Here is a 20,444-nt window from a genome sequence, read left to right as displayed (position 1 = left end):
AAAACCGCCCGCAAAGTTGCTGACCGTTTTGTAGGTAGACAAGATTTAAGGGAAAAAGTTTAATCGAGCGAAAAGGGGAGAAGCGACAGAAATGAGAAACGGACGAAGAGGTTCCGTCCGTTTTCGGTTAATTCATGTTCTTGAGCATTTCTTCCAGCGTGTTCATATCCTGAACCAGCACTTCGCGGGCTTTGCTGCCTTCGAAGGCACCCACAATACCGGCGGCTTCCAACTGGTCGATGAGACGACCGGCCCGGTTGTAGCCTAGTTTCAGACGGCGCTGGATGAGCGACGTACTGCCCTGCTGGTGATTGACTACCAAACGGGCGGCTTCATCAAACATCGGATCGCGGTTTTCCAGATCAATTTCGCGTTCCTCGCTGTTGCCTGAATCGTCACCGGCAAACTCCGGCAGGTTGTAGGACGAATCGTAGCCGCGCTGGTTGCCCACAAACTCACAGATTTCTTCAATTTCGTTCGTATCCACAAACGGACATTGCAACCGGATGATGTCGGAGTTGGAGGAAAACAGCATGTCACCCATGCCGACCAGCTGCTCAGCCCCGCCCGTATCCAGAATGGTCCGGGAGTCTATTTTGGACGTTACCTTGAACGACAGCCGCGCCGGGAAGTTAGCCTTGATCAAACCCGTAATAACGTTGACGGAAGGCCGTTGCGTCGCCACCACGAGGTGAATACCGATGGCCCGCGCCAACTGCGCCAGCCGGGCAATGGGCTGCTCAACCTCTTTGCCCGCTGTCATCATCAGGTCGGCCAACTCGTCGATAACCAGCACGATGTAGGGTAAAAACTTGTGTCCTCGTTCGGGGTTCAACCGGCGCTGAATAAACTTCGCGTTGTATTCTTTCAGGTTGCGGCACTGCGCATCTTTGAGCAGGTTATACCGGTTGTCCATCTCGATACACAGCGAATTGAGCGTGTTGACGACCTTCTTCGTATCGGTGATAATCGGCTCGTCGCTGTCGGGAAGCTGGGCCAGAAAATGCCGTTCGAGCTTATTAAACAGGGTCAATTCCACTTTTTTCGGATCGACCAGCACGAGTTTGAGCTGCGACGGGTGCTTTTTATAAATCAGCGAGGTCAGCAGTACGTTCAGACCCACGGATTTCCCCTGTCCGGTAGCACCGGCCATGAGCAAGTGGGGCATTTTGGCGAGATCGGCCACAAAAATCTCGTTGGAGATGGTTTTACCCATCACGATTGGTAGCTCGAAATTGCTCTTGGAAAACTTCTCCGTGCTGATTACCGACCGCATGGCCACCATCTCCCGGTTTTTGTTCGGAACCTCAATACCGATGGTCCCCTTGCCCGGCATTGGGGCAATGATCCGGATACCGAGGGCTGCCAAACTCAGCGCAATGTCATCTTCCAGACTCTTGATTTTGGAAATTCTGACCCCCGCTGCCGGAATAATTTCGTAAAGCGTAACGGTCGGGCCAATCGTGGCCTTGATGCTGTCGATGGTGATGCCGTAGTTCTGGAGCGTATCAACAATCCGGTCTTTGTTGGCTTCCAGTTCTTCCGCCGAAACCTGCGCTTTCTGATTTTCCGGATATTCGGTCAGTAGCTCGATGGTCGGGAACAGGTAACGGGGCAGATCGAGCGTCGGATCGTATAAACCGTGCAGTTTCAACGCATCTTCGTCAACCTCATCGGTTGGCCCGGCGTAGGGCTCCGCAACGGGTTGGGCGGGTTCCGCCGACGATTCAATCGACGTAGTATCGGAAATGGTAAAGGTCAGCGGTTTTTTTGCGGCCGGGTTTGGCGAGCTACCTGTACCGTTCACTTTTTCAAATTTAGGCTCGGGTTGGCGCTCGGGTTCAGGTTCCTCGACTGGTTCGGGCGTCTCAACAACGGGCGGTTGCACCGGTTTAGGAACGCTGTTGACCCTGGCTTTTACGTCGATAAAATCTTCAACCTCGTCTTCGTCCTCGTCTGCCTCTTCCTCGTCTGCCTCCGCATCATCGTAAACAGGGCCGGATTTTGCAGCGGGTTTTTTGGGTAAGGAAACAGACGGAAGTTTGGTCATTCCGTAGAAAAAGACGAGGAACAGGAACAGCGCAAAACCGATGATGGCAAGACCGCCCCAGCCAATGAGGTTAAACAGCCAGACGTTTACTTCGTAACCAATACCGCCACACCAGACGCTGCCATCACCGACCGCATCGGTGGCCAGCACGATATAACCCGCCAGTGAGCTGAACCAGGCCATGTAGAACAGCGTAGCTTTGGTGGTCCGGCTGAGTGGCAGCAACTCACGGTTGAAGGCGAGTTTGCAGCCCGCCAGAAACAGAATGAGGGGTAGCCCCAACGCAGCGACGCCAAACCAGCGGAAAATGAACACGTGGGCGATGAAGGCCCCCAGAACGCCCAGAAAGTTACGCATTTCGCCCCCCGATTCGCGCAACGATGAATCGGTTACGGTACTCAGGACACTCTGATCTTCCTGCCCGGTCAGCAGGTAGGAGCAAAAGGCCACGGTCAGCCCAACGGCCAGCAGCATCAGCAACCCGCCGAAAGCCAGCCTTGACCGCTGATCGGCCTGAAAAGTAGGCCATTTCATCGAAACCGACGCCGGGCGCGCTTTCGTCCGCTCAGTCCGAGGGGTGTTTTGTCGGTTGATGGGTTGTGTCATCTTTGTATAAACTGCATTAATCTACCTCTTCTGCCAATACTTTGCAAATCTGTTTAGCTAACGCAGGGCCTTCGTAAATAAACCCTGTGTAGACCTGCACCAAACTGGCTCCGGCCCGCAGTTTTTCGAGCGCATCCTCCGCAGTAGCGATGCCGCCAACGCCGATAACCGGGAATGCATGACCCGACTGTTGACAAAGATAACGAATGACTTCCGTCGAACGGTTTTTCAGGGGCGCTCCACTGACGCCACCCATGCCCATTTTTTCAACGGTTTGGGCGTCGGTCTGTAAGCCGTCGCGGCTGATGGTGGTGTTCGTGGCAATGATCCCGGCAATCCGGGTGGTGCGAACAATTTCGATGATGTCGTCCAGCTGGCTGTCGGTCAGATCGGGGGCGATCTTGAGCAGAATCGGTTTGGCAACGGGTTTGCGTCGGTTTTCGTCCTGCAACCGCTGGAGCAGTGCCATCAGGGGTTCTTTCTCCTGCAAAGCCCGAAGCCCCGGCGTGTTGGGTGAACTGACGTTAACGACAAAATAATCGACGGTATCGTACAGATCATGAAAACAGGCCAGGTAATCGTCCAGTGCCTGTTCGTTTGGCGTTGTTTTGTTTTTACCAATGTTGCCGCCGATGATCAGCCGCGGGCCCGACTTTCGTTTGCGTAATCGAATGGCAGCCGCTTTCGCGCCTTCATTGTTGAAACCCATGCGGTTAATGAGCCCTTTGTCGGCTTTCAGACGAAATAGCCTGGGGCGGTCGTTGCCGGGTTGGGGGCGGGGCGTAACGGTACCAATTTCAAGGAAGCCAAAACCCAGGCAGGCCAGCTCATCGACCCACTCGGCATTTTTATCGAAACCCGCGGCCAAACCGACGGGATTGGGAAAGGAAATGCCAAAAACTTCCCGCTTCAGCCGCGGGTCGTCAACGGTGAAAAACTGCCGGGCCAGCCAGCGAAAACCCGGGATGGCCAGCGAAATTTTCAGAAAAGAGGTGACAAAATGGTGAATCTGTTCAGCATCAAAGCGAAAAAGAAGAGGCAGGATGACGCGCTTGTACATAACACAAATGTACAGAACGGCGGGGTTGCCGTGCAAGCCGCCGGATGGATAAATGATTACAGACGGTACGATTTCGTGTCAGCCCCGCCAATCCTGCCTGATTTGCAATAGTGTCTGATTATTCGCCGAACAGGTCGGACGACAGATACCGGTCGCCCCGGTCGCAGATGATGCAGACGACCACTCCTTCGGTCAGTTCTTCGATCAGTTTAAGGGCGGCATGAACCGCTCCTCCGCTGCTCATACCGGCAAAGATACCTTCTTCGCGGGCGAGTCGGCGGGTCATGAGCGTGGCTTCCTCCTGCGATACTTCCATTACCCGGTCGACGCGCCCGGGGTCAAAGATTTTAGGCAGGTATTGCTCCGGCCATTTCCGGATGCCCGGTATCTGCGAACCCTCGGTGGGCTGGCATCCGATAATCTGAATGGCCGGGTTCTGTTCCTTCAGGAAGCGGGACGTTCCCATGATGGTTCCGGTGGTGCCCATAGAAGAAACAAAATGAGTAATTTTGCTCTGAGTATTTTCCCAGATTTCGGGGCCGGTTGTACGGTAATGGGCCAGATAATTATCGGGGTTGGCAAATTGATTGAGCAGGAAATAGCCGCCTTTCTGAGCTTGTTCTTCGGCAAAATCGCGGGCGCTTTCCATGGTTTCCATCAACGTGACTTTTGCGCCAAAAGCCTGCATGGTAAGGATGCGTTCACGCGTGGAATTCTTAGGTAAAACTAATTCAATTTCAACGTTATAAAGCCGGGCAATCATGGCGAGTGCAATGCCGGTATTGCCGCTGGTTGCTTCAATGAGTTTCACTCCCGGCTGTAAATCACCCCGGTCGATGGCTCCTTTAATCATGCTGTAGGCAGGGCGGTCCTTTACGCTTCCGCCGGGGTTATACCCTTCCATTTTTCCGTACAATTGAACCGCCGGATTAGGGTTAACATGCTTTAATTCAACCAATGGGGTATTTCCAACAAAGTCTAATAAGGTTGCCATGAACGTTTATATGAAGAGTAGGGTCATTTTTGATCAAACACGAGGTTGCTTTTCAAAGTTGCAAACCATGGCTACAAGCTTAAAATAAGCGGAGAAAGGGATTGTAAAGATAAAAAGCAAAAAAAGTGAATTTTTTTTGCGGTTCTTTGAAAAGTCCTTGCTTTTGTGGATAATTATCAATCATTTTTGTGGTATCTACCAATTATTCGGCTACGTATATGAAACTACAGATCCATACTACTCCCCGGACTAGTTACTCCGAATATCAGTTACAAGCCGTTACCCGCCACCTGAACCTGCCCGACATTGTCCTGCCTTTCTGGGGGCAACGCAAACGAGTACCGGCTTATCGGATCACGTGGCTCGAAGGTAAAGGAAATTATACCATCGTGCATTTCAGCGACGGTTCCCAACTCATCGTATCATTGACCCTAAAGAAGCTGGAAAGCCGTCTTTCGTCCGAAATTTTTGTGCGGCCACACAAAAAAAGCATTATCAACCTCCTGTATCTTCAGGAAATTCGTCCGGGTAAGGGGATGCAGCTTTGTCTGACAAGTGGCCACGAAATTGAAGTGTCCCGTCGGAAAACAACGCAGTTTATGCAGTTGGTGGTGGCGTTTCAGCAGGAGTTTCTGCCGCTGACGGCTTATTATGCTATGGCCTAAATAAGCAAAAAAGCGGTTTTTCAACCGCCTTTCCTTATTTCTTATTCATTTTCGCAAGCTCCTCGTCGCGCAGCGGACGTCGCAGGATTTTTCCCACATTGCTTTTGGGTAAGTCTTCCCGAAACTCAATATAACGCGGCCGCTTATAGTTGGTCAACTGATCTTTACTATACTTCAAAATAGCGTCGGCGGTTAGGTTAGGATCCTTCCTGACAACAAAAATTTTGACAGTTTCCGTGGATTTATCGTCCGGAACGCCAATGCAGGCCACTTCCAGAACGCCGGGACATTTGGCAATCACGTCTTCAATTTCGTTGGGATAGACGTTGAAGCCCGACACCAGAATCATATCTTTTTTGCGGTCGACAATCCGGAAAAAGCCATCTTCGTCCATGACACCGATGTCGCCGGTTTTAAACCAGCCGTTTTCCAGCACCTGAGCGGTTTCCTCGGGGCGGTTGTAGTAACCCGAAAAAACCTGCGGACCTTTTGCCCAGATTTCACCGGGCATACCCCTTGGCGCTTCCGTGCCGTCTTCCTGCATAATTTTTAGTTCGGTACTCGGCCAGGGCAAACCAATCGTACCGAGTCGGGCTGTACCGTCGCAGGGGTTCGACGACAGAACCGGGGAGGTTTCCGAAAGTCCGTAACCTTCCGAGATGACTACACCAGTCAGTTCTTTCCAGCGTTCGGCCACCGCCGACTGCAACGCCATACCGCCCGCCGATGATATCCGCAGGTGACTGAAATCGACCTCCCGGATGCGCGGGTGATTGAGCAGCCCATTATACAGCGTATTCAACCCGACAAACATGTGGAATTTATATTTCTTCATGTCGTCGATGAACGCGTTCATGTCGCGCGGATTGGTAATCAGCACATTCAGACAGCCGCTTTTCAGTGCCAGCATTGCGTTGACGGTTAACGCATAAATGTGGTACAGGGGCAGTGGGGTGATCATGATGCACTGGGAAGCCGGGATGCGATCTATCTGCATCCAGTAATTCCCCGCAAGGGTGTTGGCCACCACATTCCGGTGGGAGAGCATGGCCCCTTTCGACACGCCGGTAGTGCCGCCGGTATACTGCACAAAAGCCAGATCCGAACCGGTCAGCGATACTTTCTCCAGCGTATGACGGCTTCCACGGCTGAGGGCCTCGCTGAGCGAAACCGCCTGCGGGAGATGATACGCCGGTACCATTTTTTTAACGTATTTCACAACGGCGTTGACAACCTGCTTTTTGGGAAAGCCCAGCAAATCGCCGATCTGCGTGATAATGACGTGCCTGATATCGGTCTGGTCAATGATTTTCTCCAGGTTGGCGGCAAAATTTGCCAGGATGATGATGGCCTTTGCGCCGGAATCCCTGAATTGGTGCTGCATTTCCCGTGGGGTATACAGCGGATTGGTATTGACCACCACCAGACCGGCCCGCAGAATACCGAAAAGGGCCACGGGGTATTGCAGCAAATTCGGCATCTGAATCACCACGCGGTCACCTTTTGCTAGCTTCAGATCGTTTTGCAGGTAGGAGGCAAAGTGGCCGGAAAGCGTGTAAATTTCCCGGAACGTCAACTGCTTACCCATGTTCGCGTAGGCAGGCCGGTCAGCATACTGCTGGCAACCCTCGTCAATCAACTCAATCAGCGAAGTATAGGCATCAGGATCGATTTCGGCTGGGATACCTTCAGGATAGTATTGCAGCCAGGGATACGGTTTTGCAGTCGACAGATCGTTCATGGGTTACGGGATATTTTTTGTAAAAATAAGACAAATCCTGAAACCACCGCGCCTGTAGTTATGGACTACTATCTACGGACTAATGAAATGGTTTTGGGTAAAATGGGTCTTACTTTCTGATAACACGCCCCAGGGCAGCAACAGCCACGCGCAGAGACGTCAGAAGGCAACGGATTTCAAACGAAGTCCGGCGTCTTCCGGCAGGCCGAACAGCAGATTCATGTTCTGAACGGCATGGCCCGAAGCCCCTTTGGTCAGGTTGTCGATGATGCTCGTAATCAACAACTGGCCGTCGTGTTTTTCCAGGTGTAGCAAACACTTGTTGGTGTTGACCACCTGTTTGACATCCACCGGAGCATCGCTCAAATGGGTAAATGGGTGCCCGGCATAATAGGTTGCATAAAGCTGGCGGGCTTCCTCCAGACTTCCGGCGTAGGGCGTGTAGACGTTGGCCATGATTCCCCGGGTAAAATCGCCCCGGTACGGCACGAAATGAATAGACTGATCGAAACCGGGTTGTAATTGCGTCAGGCTCTGACGAATCTCCTTCAGGTGCTGGTGGGTGAAGGCTTTGTAAATCGAAACATTGTTGTTCCGCCAGGTGAAATGAGTGGTCTGACTGAGGGCCTGCCCGGCTCCGGTCGAGCCAGTTATGGCGCTAACCTGAACGGCTTCGGTGAGCAGTCCGGCCTGCGCCAGCGGCAGCAGCGCCAGTTGGATGCTGGTTGCAAAACAGCCGGGATTGGCAATTTTGGTAGCCGTCTGAATGCGTTCGCGTTGCAACTCGGGCAAACCGTACACAAAACCATTTGATTCGTCGCGGAAATCGGTGCTGAGGTCAACCACTTTCAGGGTGTCCGGAATGGGGTTTTCGGCCAGGAACTTCGCCGATTCGCCGTGGCCGGAGCACAGAAAAATCACCGAAAGACCCGCCTGATTGACCAGGTCGCGGGTGTCTTCGCCCGAAAACTTCAACTCCGTATCGCCCAGCAAATCCGTGTGGGTGCTGTATAGGGGCTTGCCCGCCTGACTTTTGCTGTGAACAAACGCAATGTGGGCGTTGGGATGATTGAGGAGAATCCGGAGCAGTTCGCCACCGGTGTAACCCGCTCCGCCGATAATACCAATATTGATTGTATTCATATGGTTTGATAGAGCCTGATGTGCTCATTGATAAAACGTTCCCACGAAAACAATTGTGCCCTTTGCAGAGCTTTCGTGGCTAAATCTTTCCGTAAGGCAGCCGAGCGAACTACCGTTAAAATGGCCTGTGCCAACGCATCGGCGTCGGTGGGGGAGACCTGAACAGCGGCATCGCCGACTACTTCGGGCAGCGAGGCCACGTTTGAGGTAATCACCGGCAAACCGCACTGCATGGCTTCCAGCGGAGGTAAGCCAAATCCTTCGAACAACGACGGATACACAAACGCCAGCGCCCCGGAATAGATGGCCGCCAGGTCTTCGTCCGGCACAAAACCGGTAAAAACCAGCCGCGACCGAATGCTTTCCGTTTTCGCCAGTTCGCCCAGTACCTGATCCATTTTCCAGCCTTTTGTACCCACCAGAACCAGCTTTATTTCCTTCGGCAACTCGCCACTTTCGGCCAGTTGAACAAAGCAGCGGATGAGATGATCGAGGTTTTTTCGGGGTTCAAGCGTTGCCAGCGTGAGCAGATACGGTTCGTTGCCCAGACCGAAACGCTGTTGGGTGGCTTTGATTTGGGCGGTATTCGTCACGGGATAAAACAGGTCCGGTGAGGCAGCCAGATGAATCGGGGTAACGCGCCCGGGATCAAAACCGGTAAATTGACAGAAATCCGTTTTGGTCGCCTGCGAAACCGTTACGACGTGAGCATCCGGCGGCAAGGTTTCAATGGCGTCCTTCACCGCCCGTTCGCCCGCCGGAAACCATTCCGGATGATGAATCGGAATCAGATCGTGTACCGTCAGCACCTTGCGGATGTGCGGCATTCGGCCAATATCGTCCGGAATGGCAAAAAACGGCGAATGATAAACAGCGCCCCGGGGCAGCAGATCGTCCGAAAACCGGGCCTGTTCCGTAGCAAGGGCTTTGTGGCTGCGGTAAAAAAGCTGCCGGATAACTTTCGACGGAAGGCTCTGGGGAGAAAATGGATTGAGCAAGGCATTTTCCAGCTTCGCCCAGCGTTGTTCGCCCGGTCGGTTGACCAGCGGAGGAGCCTGTTTTCCGAAGGTTTCCCGGGCATACCGTAAGGTTTCGGCCTGATGCGTCGGTGCGGCCAGCGAAAGCTGTATCTGCTCCGATTCGTGCAGTCCTTTGATTAACTGTTCGGCCACGCGACTCACCCCCGTTTTGGCCTGACGGTGGTAAAACCCAATACCCGGAAGACTGGCGTCGATAATTACGTTCAACGGCTTTTTGAATTATGAGGTAAGAATTAAGAGTGATGAGTTAATGCTTCAGCCAACCGCCGGGCGGCCCCGTCATCACTCTTAATTCTTACCTCTTACCTCATCCTTGCTTATTGGCTTCTTTTACTTTCTCATAAATCATGACCTGATTCGACATCACTTTCGAGAAGCCGCGCACGTCGTCACCGGTCCAGGCGTTGTTCATTTCGCCGTAGCTGCCGAAGGTCGACGACATCAGATCGAACGGCGATTCGATGCCCAGCACCTGGAAGCGGTAGGGAGCCAGCAGGACGTGTACTTTGCCCGTTACGTGGTCTTGCGTATCGGCCAGGAAGGTTTCGATGTTCCTCATGACGGGGTCCAGAAATTGGCCTTCGTGGAGCATCGTACCGTACCAGTTGGCCATCTGGTCTTTCCAGTACTGTTGCCATTTGGTCAGGACGTGTTTTTCGATGGCGTGGTGGGCTTTCAGAATAATCAGCGGGGCCGGGGCTTCAAAACCGACGCGGCCTTTGATGCCAATGATGGTGTCGCCCACGTGAATGTCGCGCCCGATACCGTAGGGGCCCGCTAGTTCGGTCAGTTGCTGGATGGCTTGAATCGGATTGCCAACGGGTTCGTCACCAATACCCTGCAACTCGCCTTTTTCGAAGTGCAGCGTAATTTGTTCCGGTTCAGTTTTGGTTACCTGCGTGGGCCAGGCTGATTCGGGCAGGAATCCATTGGAGGTCAGTGTTTCGCGGCCACCCACCGACGTTCCCCACAATCCTTTGTTGATGGAGTAGGCGGCTTTGTGCCATTCCTGCTCCACGCCTTTCGATTTCAGGTAGTCAATTTCCGCTTCGCGCGAAAGCCGCAGATCGCGGATGGGCGTGATGATTTCAGCGTCGGGCGCAATGATCCGAAAGGCCATATCAAACCGGACCTGATCATTGCCTGCACCCGTGCTGCCGTGCGCAATGGCATTGGCGCCGATGCTTTTGGCGTATTCGGCTACGGCAATGGCCTGAAAAATTCGCTCGGCGCTCACGCTCAGCGGGTAGGTATTGTTTTTCAGGATGTTTCCATACACCAGATATTTCAGACATTGCTGGTAGTAATCGTCGGTTTTGGCGATGGTAGCGTGGCTTTTTACGCCCAGCGAGTACGCCCGTGCTTCGATGGCTTTTAGATCGGCCTCCGAAAAACCGCCTGTGTCGACCAGCACGGAATGGATTTCATACCCCAGATCTTCGGACAGGTATTTCACACAAAACGAGGTGTCGAGACCTCCGCTAAACGCAAGAACTACTTTTTTTTGTTGAGACATCACAGTGAACTATGGAACGTATGGAAATTAAAATTTATGGAGCGCAGGGCATGGTGCATCGGGCACAAGGATGTGTTGTCCCCTCGTTGCCCTTTACCCGGCGCCCTGCGCTTGTGATCAATACGGCACAAAACTAAAAAATCCCTTCCAGCCAACCGCCGAAAGGGACTTAAAATCACTTGAATACACGAACAATGACTTTATCACCCGACGGCTTCCAACTCACGTTCGGGTTTCCTCGTCCGGGGACGATCCTGAAAACGCATCAGAATACGCTGTTTGATGCGCATCCAGCGTTCGTAGAGCTTCGACTCTTTCAGAAAGTTCCAGTTTTCTTTTACCTCTGTCTTTTTGTGCTGCTCCGGGTCGTATAGCATTCCCGTACAGAGGCAGTGCTTCCGGTTGGTCCGGGTCAGAATATCGTAGTTAACGCAGCTCGAACAGCCTTTCCAGAACGCATCATCGGCCGGTAGTTCGTTGAGTGTTACGGGTTCGTAGCCCAGATCAGAGTTTATTTTCATGACCGCCAGACTCGTCGTTAAACCGATGATTTTGGCGTCGGGATATTTTCTGCGCGACAGCTTAAAGGCTTCGTTTTTAATCCGGGTTGCAATCCCGCTTTTGCGGTGGTCCGGATGCACAATGAGCCCCGAGTTCGCTACAAACTTACCGTGTTCCCAGGTTTCGATGTAACAGAACCCAACCCAATCGCCTTCTTTTGTGGTGGCAACAATGGCCTTTCCTTCCAGCATCTTTTCCATCAGGTAAAGAGGGGAGCGTTTGGCAATCCCCGTACCCCGAGCCTTGGCGCTTTGCTCCATTTCCTTGCAGATCGTTTCAGCCAGTTGCAGATGGTTTTCATCAGCGACCTGAACAAGGTAAGTATCGTTGTTTACTTCTGAAGTCATCGTGAATTGATCGAATAAATGAACCCATGGCCGGCAGGAAACCGGTAGGTTTTGAGATCAAAAAGTTTGTTGAAAATGAAATTAGAAAGGGCTGAACCGCAGGGGCGGATGCTCACCGCGTAGGCGAACAAAATGGTCGGGTCCTTTCGGACCTGAACCGAAATGGCGTTGTGTGGTAGAAAGTCGGTATATAGACAGGTGTTGCCATTTTTGTGATTACCCAAAAGCGCGACAATGATAAAGGAATAGTTTCGATTGTGCAATATGATAACGAAAATATTGAGTAAACGTTCATCAATTTGATCATTTTTTCCAATCGATATTTTTATACTTTTGTTATATGAACTTTCTGCATTCTGTATGTACCGTCTGTCCTCTGATGACCTGATTTATGGCTACATAAACGGAATTTTTCCGATGGCCGACACGGACAATACACTCTATTGGTATTCGCCCGACCCCCGTGCCATTATCCCAATTGAAACCTATCATCCCGCCAAATCGTTGCGCCCGGTCTTAAACAAGAAAACATTTGAGGTGCGTATTAATACTGATTTCGAGCAGGTTATGCGTGCCTGTGCCCTTCCTCGTTCCGAACACGACGGTACCTGGATTTCCGAAGAAATTATCGAAGCGTACGTCGATTTGCACCAGATGGGTATGGCGCACAGCGTGGAAGCCTACATCGAAAATGAGCTGGTCGGCGGCTTGTACGGGGTCGCACTGGGAGCCGTTTTTTTTGGTGAATCCATGTTTTATCGGGTGCCAAATGCATCGAAAGTCGCTTTTCATTACCTGATTGAAATTCTGAAAAAACAACAATTTGAGCTACTGGACACCCAGTTTATCAACGACAACGTCCGGCGGTTCGGCGCCATCGAAATACCCCGTACGGAATACATGAAGCTGCTGAAGCAGGGGCTGCAAAAAAAGGTCCACTTTACCGAACACATCATGGAGCATTCGTTCCGAAATCAACCGGATTAAGGCTAAATTCCTCTAAATCCGTAGTCTTTCGTATTTTCGCACCTTCTTTTACTTCATCGCGGACGGAATGCATCGGTTATTGTCTTTTATTTCCATTCAATCGTGTCAGTCTTAGTTATTAAATTCGGTACGGCATCAATTACCATGCCGGATGGCTCTTTAAATGAAGCCGTTATTGCCGACATTGCCCGGCAGGTTGCCGAACTGCGTCGTTCGTACCACATTGTCCTGGTATCGTCGGGGGCCGTCGGGGCAGGAAAGGGATTTATTCAGGGCTATCGGGGCGACATTGCGCAGCGGAAAGCCGCTGCGGCTGTGGGTAATCTGCTGCTGCTGAATGTCTACAACCGGTATTTCTCCCAATACGACATTCCGGTTGCTCAGACACTCTGCGAACGCCATCACTTCGCCGACCGCCAGCAGTTTCTGCAACTCAAGGAAACCGTGCAGGAACTCTGGAAAAACGGTATTATTCCCATCGCCAACGAAAACGACGTGGTCAGCGACCGGGAGTTGAAGTTTTCCGATAACGACGAACTGGCAACACTCATGGCGGTGGGTTTTGGCGCTTCCACGCTGATGCTCTGCACGTCGGTGGGCGGTTTGCTGGATGAGGAGGGTCATATTATCTCCACGGTTAATCAGGTTGATGAGTCGGTATTCGGTATTGTCCGGGATGAGAAATCGGCCCTGGGGCTAGGCGGGATGGCGTCCAAACTGACCTTTGCCAAACTCGCTACGCGCATGGGTATTCAGGTTGCCATTTTTGGCCTTAAACAACCCGACGGTATTTTGCGGGCATTGCGGGGGGAAACCGGTACGGCTTTTACGCCCCAGATAGCCTCTCCTTCAGCACGGCAACGCTGGCTCGGTAGCGGGAGCCTGACGGCGGGTAGTTTGCAAATCGACGCCGGGGCGGTGAAGGCGCTGGGCCGGCGGAACAGTTTGCTGGCCGTTGGCGTTCGAACGGTGGAGGGTGATTTTGCGGCCGGTGAGGTGGTTGAGATTTGCGACGAAGCCGGTTCGACGGTGGCCGTTGCCCGCGCCCGTCTGTCGTCGGCCCAATTATCGATGCAGCTAAACCAGCAGAATGTCGAGGTGGCAAATGCCAATGATATTGTACTTTTGTAAAAATACCGTGTCGTCATGAATACAGTAACTCCTCTTCTTCAGGAAACGAAGTCGGCATCGGCTTCAGTCCGGCGCCTGTCGTCCGAACAGAAAACCGCTTTGCTCAATCGGTTAGCCGACGTAGTGGTTGAAAACGCAACCGCTATTCTCGCTGAAAACCAGAAAGACCTGGATGCCATGCCGGATACCGATCCGAAAAAAGACCGGTTGCTGCTGAACGAAAAACGGATCAACGATCTGGCGGAAAGCCTGCGGACCGTGGCCCAGCTACCCGATCCGAACGGCGAGGTGTTGCTGGAACGAACCATCGAGCAGGGGCTTCAGCTCCGGAAACTGGCCGTGCCGCTGGGCGTGGTGGGGGTTATTTACGAATCGCGGCCCAACGTGACGCTGGATGTGGCTTCGCTCTGCCTGCGGTCGGGCAACGCCTGTGTATTAAAAGGGGGGAAGGAAGCACATTATTCCAATCTGGCGCTGGTGGGGTTGATTCATCAGGTGCTGGCCGAATTTGACGTGCCCGAAGCTGCTGTTTCGCTCATGCCGCCTGACCGGGCCGTGGTCAACGAACTGCTGACGGCTACGCGGTACATCGATATTATCATTCCGCGCGGGTCGGATTCGCTGATTCAGTATGTCCGGCAAAATTCGCTGGTGCCGACCATCGAAACCGGCGCGGGGGTTTGTCATACCTACGTGGAAAAGACGGCCGATCTCGAAAAAGCCCGCGATATTGTGGTGAACGCCAAAGTGTCGCGCCCTTCGGTTTGTAATTCACTCGACGGTGTGCTGGTAGACCGGGCCGTTGCCGCCGAGTTTCTGCCGATGCTGGTAGACGGTTTTACGAAGTGGAACGTCGAGGTGTTTGCGGACGAAGAAGCCTTCGACATTCTGTCGTCAGTGAAGTATCCGATGCTGCAACGGGCACAGTTGAGCGATTTTGGCCGGGAGTTTCTGGATTATAAATGCGCCATCAAAGTAATCGACGGTTTGGATGATGCCCTGTCGCACATTCAGACGTATTCATCACGCCATTCGGAAGCCGTCATTTCCCGGGATTCGGACGTTATCGACCGTTTTCTGAGTGAAGTGGATGCGGCTGCGGTATATGCCAATGCTTCTACCCGGTTTACCGACGGCGGAGTGTTTGGCCTGGGGGCTGAAATCGGGATTTCGACGCAGAAACTGCACGCCCGCGGCCCGTTTGCCCTGGAGAAACTGGTGACCGAAAAATGGGTTGTGACTGGCGATGGGCAGGTGCGCTGGTAGGAAACAGATTTTGTAGTTTTTGAGGATTCAGGGCTATTTTTAATAAATTTCTAATCACTAAACCCATAATAGGCGGTACGCAATGCTGTAACTTGCAACGTAGTCATCGTAACGCAAGAAAATGGTTGAGTACCGGGAATCACTGCTGTTGTTGATTTCAACACCGTTGTATGCCCTTGTGATCGGAGTTGAAATCCTGTTCAGCTATCTTCAGCATAAAACGTATTATTCGGTTAAAGGAATCCTGCAAAATTGCTACCTGACCGTGCTCAACATGAGTCTCGATCTGCTGGTTCGGGGCTTTTATGTGGGCGTGCTGGTATGGGTTTATCAACACCGGGTGACAGAAATCACGAACCCCTGGCTATATTGGCCTATCCTGCTGATTCTGGAAGATTTCGCTTTCTACTGGCTACACCGGATCGACCATTTCTGTCGGCTTTTCTGGGCCGTTCACGTCACCCATCACTCCTCGGAAGAATTTAACCTGACGGTTGGCTTCCGGTCGTCCGTGCTGCAACCGCTCTATCGGTTTGTTTATTTTCTGCCGCTGGCGTGGCTGGGCTTTCGGGCCGAAGACATTGTGTTTATGTATTCAGCCACTCAGATTTACGGTATTATTGTTCATACCCAATACGTTGGTAAGCTCGGATTTCTGGAATGGTTTCTGGTAACGCCTTCGCACCACCGTGTTCATCACGCTTCCAACGTCCGCTACCTCGACCGGAATATGGGCATGACGCTCATCATCTGGGACCGGCTGTTTGGAACCTTTGCCGAAGAAGTACCCCAGGACCCCGTCCGCTACGGCCTGACGACCAACATCACCGATCAATCGCCCGCTAATCTGGTTTTTCACGAATGGAAAAAACTGGTGGATGACCTACGTATCCCCGGACCGTTTACCCAGAAAATGAAATATCTTCTGGCTCCTCCGGGCTGGAGTCACGATGGCCGGAGCCAAACGGCGGACGAAATGCGCCAGCAGTTGGGAATCGATGAATCCGTCCCGAAACAACGGTTTACCCAAAAACCGCCGGGCTTGCAGCCGATAACAGAAGTTAAAAATTTTCGATCCGTACCGTCGGAAGTGACTAAATAGGACGGTATCAATGAAAAGCCCCACGATTTAACCGTGGGGCTTTATTTTTCGCTTATAACCACCGGAAGCGCGTTTTAACGGTTTCCGTCTGCGGCCAATTCCATCGCCAGGAATTTACCCGTATAGCTTCCTTTGGCTTTTGCTACCTTCTCCGGCGTCCCTTCCGCGATGATCAGCCCACCTTTGTTACCGCCTTCCGGACCCAGATCAATCACGTGATCCGAAACCTTGATTACATCTAGGTTATGTTCAATGATTAATACCGTATTGCCTTTGTTGGCGAGTTTATTCAGTACATCGAGCAGATGCGAAATGTCCTGAAAATGCAGGCCGGTGGTGGGTTCGTCGAGGATGTACAGGGTTTTGCCGGTATCTTTCTTCGAGAGTTCTTCCGCCAGTTTCACCCGCTGTGCTTCTCCGCCCGAGAGTGTGGTCGCGTGTTGACCAAGCGTAATATACCCCAGCCCCACATCGTTCAGCGTCTGGACTTTCCGCAGAATCTTGGGCTGACTGGTGAAAAACTCCAGCGCCTGTTCAACGGTCATATCCAGCACATCGGCGATGGATTTGCCTTTGAAACGAACTTCCAGCGTTTCGCGGTTGAAGCGTTTGCCCTTGCAGGTTTCGCACATGACGTGTACGTCCGGCAAAAACTCCATTTCGATTTTCTTCATCCCCGCGCCTTCGCACTCTTCGCAGCGGCCCCCTTTGACGTTGAACGAAAACCGCCCCGGTTTGTAGCCCCGGATTTTGGCTTCGGGCAGTTCCGCAAAAAGGGTACGGATATCGGAGAACATCCCGGTATAAGTTGCCGGGTTTGAACGGGGCGTCCGGCCAATCGGCGACTGATCCACCTCGATCACTTTATCCAGATGCTCAAGCCCCTCCACCGATTTAAACGGCAGGGCTTCCCGCTTCGATCGGTAAAAATGTTTGTTCAGAATGGGAAACAGCGTTTCGTGAATCAGTGACGACTTGCCACTGCCCGACACCCCGGTAATGCAAATCATCTCTCCAAGCGGTAACTTCAGCGTTACATTCTTGAGGTTGTTACCGGCTGCACCTTTGATAACCAACTGATTGCCGTTGCCTTTCCGGCGCTCTTTCGGTACCTCAATGGCCCGCCGACCGCTCAGGTAAGCCGCCGTCGTACTACCGTTTTTCAGAAACTGCTCGGGGGTTCCGGCCCCAACCACCTGCCCACCGTGCCGACCGGCTCCCGGACCAATGTCCAGAATAAAGTCCGACTCCAGCATCATGTCTTTGTCGTGTTCAACCACCAGAACGGTATTGCCCAGATCGCGCAGGTTCTTCAGCGAATCGATCAGCTTCACGTTGTCGCGCTGGTGCAGACCGATGCTCGGTTCATCCATGATGTACAGAACGCCAACGAGTTGTGTGCCAATTTGTGTAGCCAGCCGGATGCGTTGGGCCTCCCCGCCCGAAAGCGTCCGCAAAGGCCGGTCGAGCATCAGGTAATCCAGGCCAATGTCCAGCAGAAAGCCGATCCGCTTACGGATTTCTTTTAAAATTTCCTTGGCAATTACGTTCTGACGATCCGACAGACGGCTTTCCAGATCGGTCATCCAGGCGGCTAGTTCGGTGATGTCCATCCGGGCCAGTTCCGAGATGTTTTTGTTGTCGATCCGGAAGTAAAGCGACTCTTTTTTCAGTCGGGCGCCGTTGCATTCGGGGCAGGCTTTAATGACCGTGAAGTCCTTGAGCCACTCCTGAATTTTGTCGGAGCGTCCGCCCACGTCCGCCGTTTCCTGCTGACGTTTCAGGAACGTAATGACGCCCTCAAATTTAAAGTTATAAGTGTCCTGCCGATCGTCGGTCTGACCCGGAAATTTCTTCGACGGCATCGTGGCATCTTCCTCTGTTCCGTAGAGCAGGGCGTGCAGCAATTCCGGCGGATATTTTTCAACCGGCGTCGTCAGGCTTAATTTGTATTTTTTTAGGATAACTTCAATTTCTCGGAAAAACCAGAGTTCACGGTATTCGCCCAGCGGAGCAATCGCCCCCCGGCTGATGCTCAATGATTTGTCCGGGATAACCGACTCTTCCGTAATTTCTTCAATCACGCCCAGACCGTTACAAACCGGGCAGGAACCGTAAGGTGAGTTGAATGAAAACGTGTTGGGCGATGGTTCGTCATAGCTGATGCCCGATTCGGGGTCCATCAGGTTTTGGGAAAAGTACATCAACTGGTTTTTCTCATCCAGAATCTGCATGGCGCCCTTGCCCTGTTTCAACGCCGTCTGGACCGATTGACTTAAACGATACCGGGACTGCGAGTCGCCGGCTTCCACTTTGGGAACAATCCGGTCGATGACAATTTCGATGTCGTGGACTTTGTACCGGTCGAGCTGCATCTTCGGCACAATGTCCTGAACCTCACCATCAACGCGCACTTTGGTGTAGCCCAGTTTGGCAATCTGCACGAACAATTCGCGGTAATGCCCTTTCCGGCCTTTCACAATCGGTGCCAGCAGGGTCAGTTTTTTGTTGGCGTAGTGCGCCAGAATGGTATCAATGATCTGGTCCTGCGACTGGCGCTCCATTTTCCGGCCCGTTACGTACGAAAACGCTTCACCGGCGCGGGCGTACAAAAGCCGCAGGAAGTCGTAAATCTCCGTGGTGGTGCCGACGGTCGAACGGGGGTTTTTAGACGTGGTTTTCTGCTCGATGGAAATAACCGGGCTCAGGCCGTTGATCTTATCCACGTCGGGCCGTTCCATGTTACCGATGAACGAGCGGGCGTAGGCCGAAAAACTTTCCATGTACCGGCGTTGTCCTTCGGCATAAATCGTATCGAACGCCAGCGATGATTTACCGCTGCCGCTAATTCCCGTTACCACCACCAGTTTATTGCGGGGAATGGTAACGTCAATATTTTTCAGGTTGTGTTCACGGGCACCCAGTACCTCAATCTGCTCGTAGCCCGTCAGTTCAATGTCGGTAAGCCCGGTGTTGCGGGCGGTGTTGTTTTCTGTCACGTTGTGAAAGCCTTATTCTAAACTCTAACAGAAAAAAAAGTGATGAAGTTTCGGGCAGGCCAAACTAAAACAAACCGCCGTTCGGGTGGCCCAGAGCAGCAGACAACTAGACATCCAGAATCAATCCTTCCGAAGCCGGATACCCCGTGCAGGTGAGTATCCAGCCGTTTTGTATATCCCGCTCCGTCAGCACGTCGTTGATCGTCATGTGCACATCGCCCGCCCGTATTCGACCCGCGCAACTCGAACACCGTCCGCCCTTGCAACTGTAGGGCAACGGGATGCCGTGGTCCAGAGCCGCCTGTAAAATCGATTTGTAAGCCGGAACATCAATGTCGTATTCCGTACCGCGAAACCGCAGCAGCATGCGGTGGTCTCTGGCAAGTTCGGGCGGTGGCGTCCGGGTAACGGGTTCAATCACAAAGTTTTCTTTCTTGATTGCATCAAGCCGGATGCCGGCATAGACGAGCGTGACCTGCACCATCCGCATAAAAGCAAACGGCCCACACACGTACCATTGCGCTTTCGAACGCTCAAACCGCAGCAACTCGGGAAGCATGTTTTCGAGCAGCCAGTTGTTCAATCGTCCCCGCCGGATGTTACCGGCCTTCCGCCAGTCGTCCGAGGGCTGGCTGAGCAGATGAATCAATTGAAACCGTTCCGGATGCTGTTTCTGTAAGGCTTCCAGTTGCCGGTAAAAAATAATATTTTCTTCGCTGGTATTGCAATAAAGCAGGGTAACGTGGCTCTTCGGCTCATCGCGTAATGCCTGTTTCAGAATACCGTACAGGGGAGCAATACCGCTTCCGGCACCGATCAGAACAATATCCCTTTGCTCATCGGGGGCGGTTTCCAGCGTAAACCGTCCGGCGGGCGGTAAACTGGTCAGCGTATCGCCCACCTTGAGGTGATCGAGCAGGTAGCGGGAAATTTCGCCGTTTTCGACCCGTTTGATGGTCAGACTCAACGGTTCCGTACCCGGCGTCGAACTCAGCGAATACGATCGGCGGACTTCGTGGCCGAGGTGATGAAACAACAGCGTCAGGAACTGCCCCGCCCGGTACGGAACCGTTCGTCCGTCGGTCGGATGCAGCATAAGCGTTTTCGTATCGTTTGTTTCCGGAATTATTTCGGATACCTGAAGCTGGATCAATTCCTCGTTCATGCGGGCTTATTAACTTTGTACTAGGGTCTACTAACTTTCCGTTATTGTTAACGATCTTTGTAGGTAAAAAT

General features: G+C 52.5%; 15 protein-coding genes. 5 read left to right on the top strand and 10 right to left on the bottom strand.

The genetic code is table 11. From position 1 onward, the window contains the following. Positions 1-127: 127 nt before the first annotated feature. The 3 genes from LX87_RS12710 to cysM form a co-directional block, all read right to left on the bottom strand. Complete coding sequence (locus LX87_RS12710) at positions 128-2,656, bottom strand: FtsK/SpoIIIE family DNA translocase (protein ID WP_111628619.1); 2,529 nt, start codon at positions 2,654-2,656, stop codon at positions 128-130. A gap of 16 nt (positions 2,657-2,672) precedes the next feature. Beyond that, a complete protein-coding gene (locus LX87_RS12705) occupies positions 2,673-3,716 on the bottom strand; it encodes a quinone-dependent dihydroorotate dehydrogenase (protein WP_111628618.1) in 1,044 nt (347 codons plus the stop codon). Between the two features lie 118 nt (positions 3,717-3,834). Further along, positions 3,835-4,710, bottom strand: a complete 876-nt coding sequence (gene cysM, locus LX87_RS12700) for a cysteine synthase CysM (protein ID WP_111628617.1) — start codon at positions 4,708-4,710, stop codon at positions 3,835-3,837. A 218-nt stretch (positions 4,711-4,928) separates the two neighbouring features. On the opposite strand from cysM, the gene LX87_RS12695 reads away from it, so the two are divergent. Next, positions 4,929-5,375 carry a LytR/AlgR family response regulator transcription factor gene (locus LX87_RS12695; RefSeq protein ID WP_111628616.1) on the top strand — a complete coding sequence of 149 codons (447 nt, stop codon included), beginning with the start codon at positions 4,929-4,931 and terminating at the stop codon, positions 5,373-5,375. Between the two features lie 34 nt (positions 5,376-5,409). Here the strand turns inward: LX87_RS12695 and LX87_RS12690 are convergent, their stop codons facing one another. The 5 genes from LX87_RS12690 to LX87_RS12670 all read right to left on the bottom strand — a co-directional run bounded on the left by LX87_RS12690 (position 5,410) and on the right by LX87_RS12670 (position 11,723). After that, positions 5,410-7,116 (bottom strand): AMP-binding protein, encoded by a 1,707-nt coding sequence (locus LX87_RS12690; protein WP_111628615.1) that lies wholly within the window; start codon positions 7,114-7,116, stop codon positions 5,410-5,412. Between the two features lie 159 nt (positions 7,117-7,275). Beyond that, complete coding sequence (gene argC / locus LX87_RS12685) at positions 7,276-8,259, bottom strand: N-acetyl-gamma-glutamyl-phosphate reductase (RefSeq protein ID WP_111628614.1); 984 nt, start codon at positions 8,257-8,259, stop codon at positions 7,276-7,278. Further along, on the bottom strand, positions 8,256-9,506 hold the full coding sequence (locus tag LX87_RS12680; protein ID WP_111628613.1) for a glycosyltransferase family 4 protein: 1,251 nt from the start codon (positions 9,504-9,506) through the stop codon (positions 8,256-8,258). Before LX87_RS12680 ends, argC begins: the two co-directional genes overlap by 4 nt. Positions 9,507-9,606: 100 nt before the next feature. Continuing rightward, positions 9,607-10,815 (bottom strand): argininosuccinate synthase, encoded by a 1,209-nt coding sequence (locus tag LX87_RS12675; protein ID WP_111628612.1) that lies wholly within the window; start codon positions 10,813-10,815, stop codon positions 9,607-9,609. Between the two features lie 203 nt (positions 10,816-11,018). After that, complete coding sequence (locus LX87_RS12670; RefSeq protein WP_111628611.1) at positions 11,019-11,723, bottom strand: GNAT family N-acetyltransferase; 705 nt, start codon at positions 11,721-11,723, stop codon at positions 11,019-11,021. Between the two features lie 360 nt (positions 11,724-12,083). Between LX87_RS12670 and aat the strand changes: the two genes are divergently transcribed. The 4 genes from aat (at position 12,084) to LX87_RS12645 (ending at position 16,209) form a co-directional block, all read left to right on the top strand. Further along, complete coding sequence (gene aat / locus LX87_RS12660) at positions 12,084-12,710, top strand: leucyl/phenylalanyl-tRNA--protein transferase (protein ID WP_111628609.1); 627 nt, start codon at positions 12,084-12,086, stop codon at positions 12,708-12,710. A gap of 102 nt (positions 12,711-12,812) precedes the next feature. Continuing rightward, positions 12,813-13,841, top strand: coding sequence for a glutamate 5-kinase (proB, locus tag LX87_RS12655; protein WP_262511076.1), 1,029 nt, complete (start codon positions 12,813-12,815; stop codon positions 13,839-13,841). Positions 13,842-13,856: 15 nt separating this feature from the next. Then, positions 13,857-15,107, top strand: a complete 1,251-nt coding sequence (locus LX87_RS12650) for a glutamate-5-semialdehyde dehydrogenase (RefSeq protein WP_111628607.1) — start codon at positions 13,857-13,859, stop codon at positions 15,105-15,107. Between the two features lie 121 nt (positions 15,108-15,228). Beyond that, positions 15,229-16,209 carry a sterol desaturase family protein gene (locus tag LX87_RS12645; RefSeq protein WP_111628606.1) on the top strand — a complete coding sequence of 327 codons (981 nt, stop codon included), beginning with the start codon at positions 15,229-15,231 and terminating at the stop codon, positions 16,207-16,209. 74 nt (positions 16,210-16,283) lie between these two features. Here the strand turns inward: LX87_RS12645 and uvrA are convergent, their stop codons facing one another. Then, positions 16,284-19,208: an excinuclease ABC subunit UvrA gene (gene uvrA, locus LX87_RS12640; protein ID WP_211325305.1), complete on the bottom strand. Its 2,925-nt coding sequence runs from the start codon at positions 19,206-19,208 to the stop codon at positions 16,284-16,286. A gap of 106 nt (positions 19,209-19,314) precedes the next feature. Continuing rightward, the gene (locus tag LX87_RS12635) at positions 19,315-20,373 is read right to left on the bottom strand and encodes a 2Fe-2S iron-sulfur cluster-binding protein (RefSeq protein WP_111628605.1); all 1,059 of its coding nucleotides are present in this window, start codon (positions 20,371-20,373) and stop codon (positions 19,315-19,317) included. Positions 20,374-20,444: the final 71 nt, after the last annotated feature.

This window comes from Larkinella arboricola (assembly GCF_003259745.1).
In the GTDB taxonomy this organism is placed as follows: domain Bacteria; phylum Bacteroidota; class Bacteroidia; order Cytophagales; family Spirosomataceae; genus Larkinella; species Larkinella arboricola.
Note: the sequence above shows the minus strand (reverse complement) of the source record. Positions and strands in the feature narration are given on the sequence as shown.

Coding starts and splice junctions, on each gene's coding strand:
- LX87_RS12675 (WP_111628612.1), bottom strand. CDS start 10,815: ATGTCTCAACAAAAAAAAGTAGTTCTTGCGTTTAGCGGAGGTCTCGAC.
- aat (WP_111628609.1), top strand. CDS start 12,084: ATGTACCGTCTGTCCTCTGATGACCTGATTTATGGCTACATAAACGGA.
- LX87_RS12690 (WP_111628615.1), bottom strand. CDS start 7,116: ATGAACGATCTGTCGACTGCAAAACCGTATCCCTGGCTGCAATACTAT.
- LX87_RS12670 (WP_111628611.1), bottom strand. CDS start 11,723: ATGACTTCAGAAGTAAACAACGATACTTACCTTGTTCAGGTCGCTGAT.
- LX87_RS12695 (WP_111628616.1), top strand. CDS start 4,929: ATGAAACTACAGATCCATACTACTCCCCGGACTAGTTACTCCGAATAT.
- LX87_RS12650 (WP_111628607.1), top strand. CDS start 13,857: ATGAATACAGTAACTCCTCTTCTTCAGGAAACGAAGTCGGCATCGGCT.
- LX87_RS12705 (WP_111628618.1), bottom strand. CDS start 3,716: ATGTACAAGCGCGTCATCCTGCCTCTTCTTTTTCGCTTTGATGCTGAA.
- LX87_RS12710 (WP_111628619.1), bottom strand. CDS start 2,656: ATGACACAACCCATCAACCGACAAAACACCCCTCGGACTGAGCGGACG.
- cysM (WP_111628617.1), bottom strand. CDS start 4,710: ATGGCAACCTTATTAGACTTTGTTGGAAATACCCCATTGGTTGAATTA.
- argC (WP_111628614.1), bottom strand. CDS start 8,259: ATGAATACAATCAATATTGGTATTATCGGCGGAGCGGGTTACACCGGT.
- LX87_RS12635 (WP_111628605.1), bottom strand. CDS start 20,373: ATGAACGAGGAATTGATCCAGCTTCAGGTATCCGAAATAATTCCGGAA.
- LX87_RS12645 (WP_111628606.1), top strand. CDS start 15,229: ATGGTTGAGTACCGGGAATCACTGCTGTTGTTGATTTCAACACCGTTG.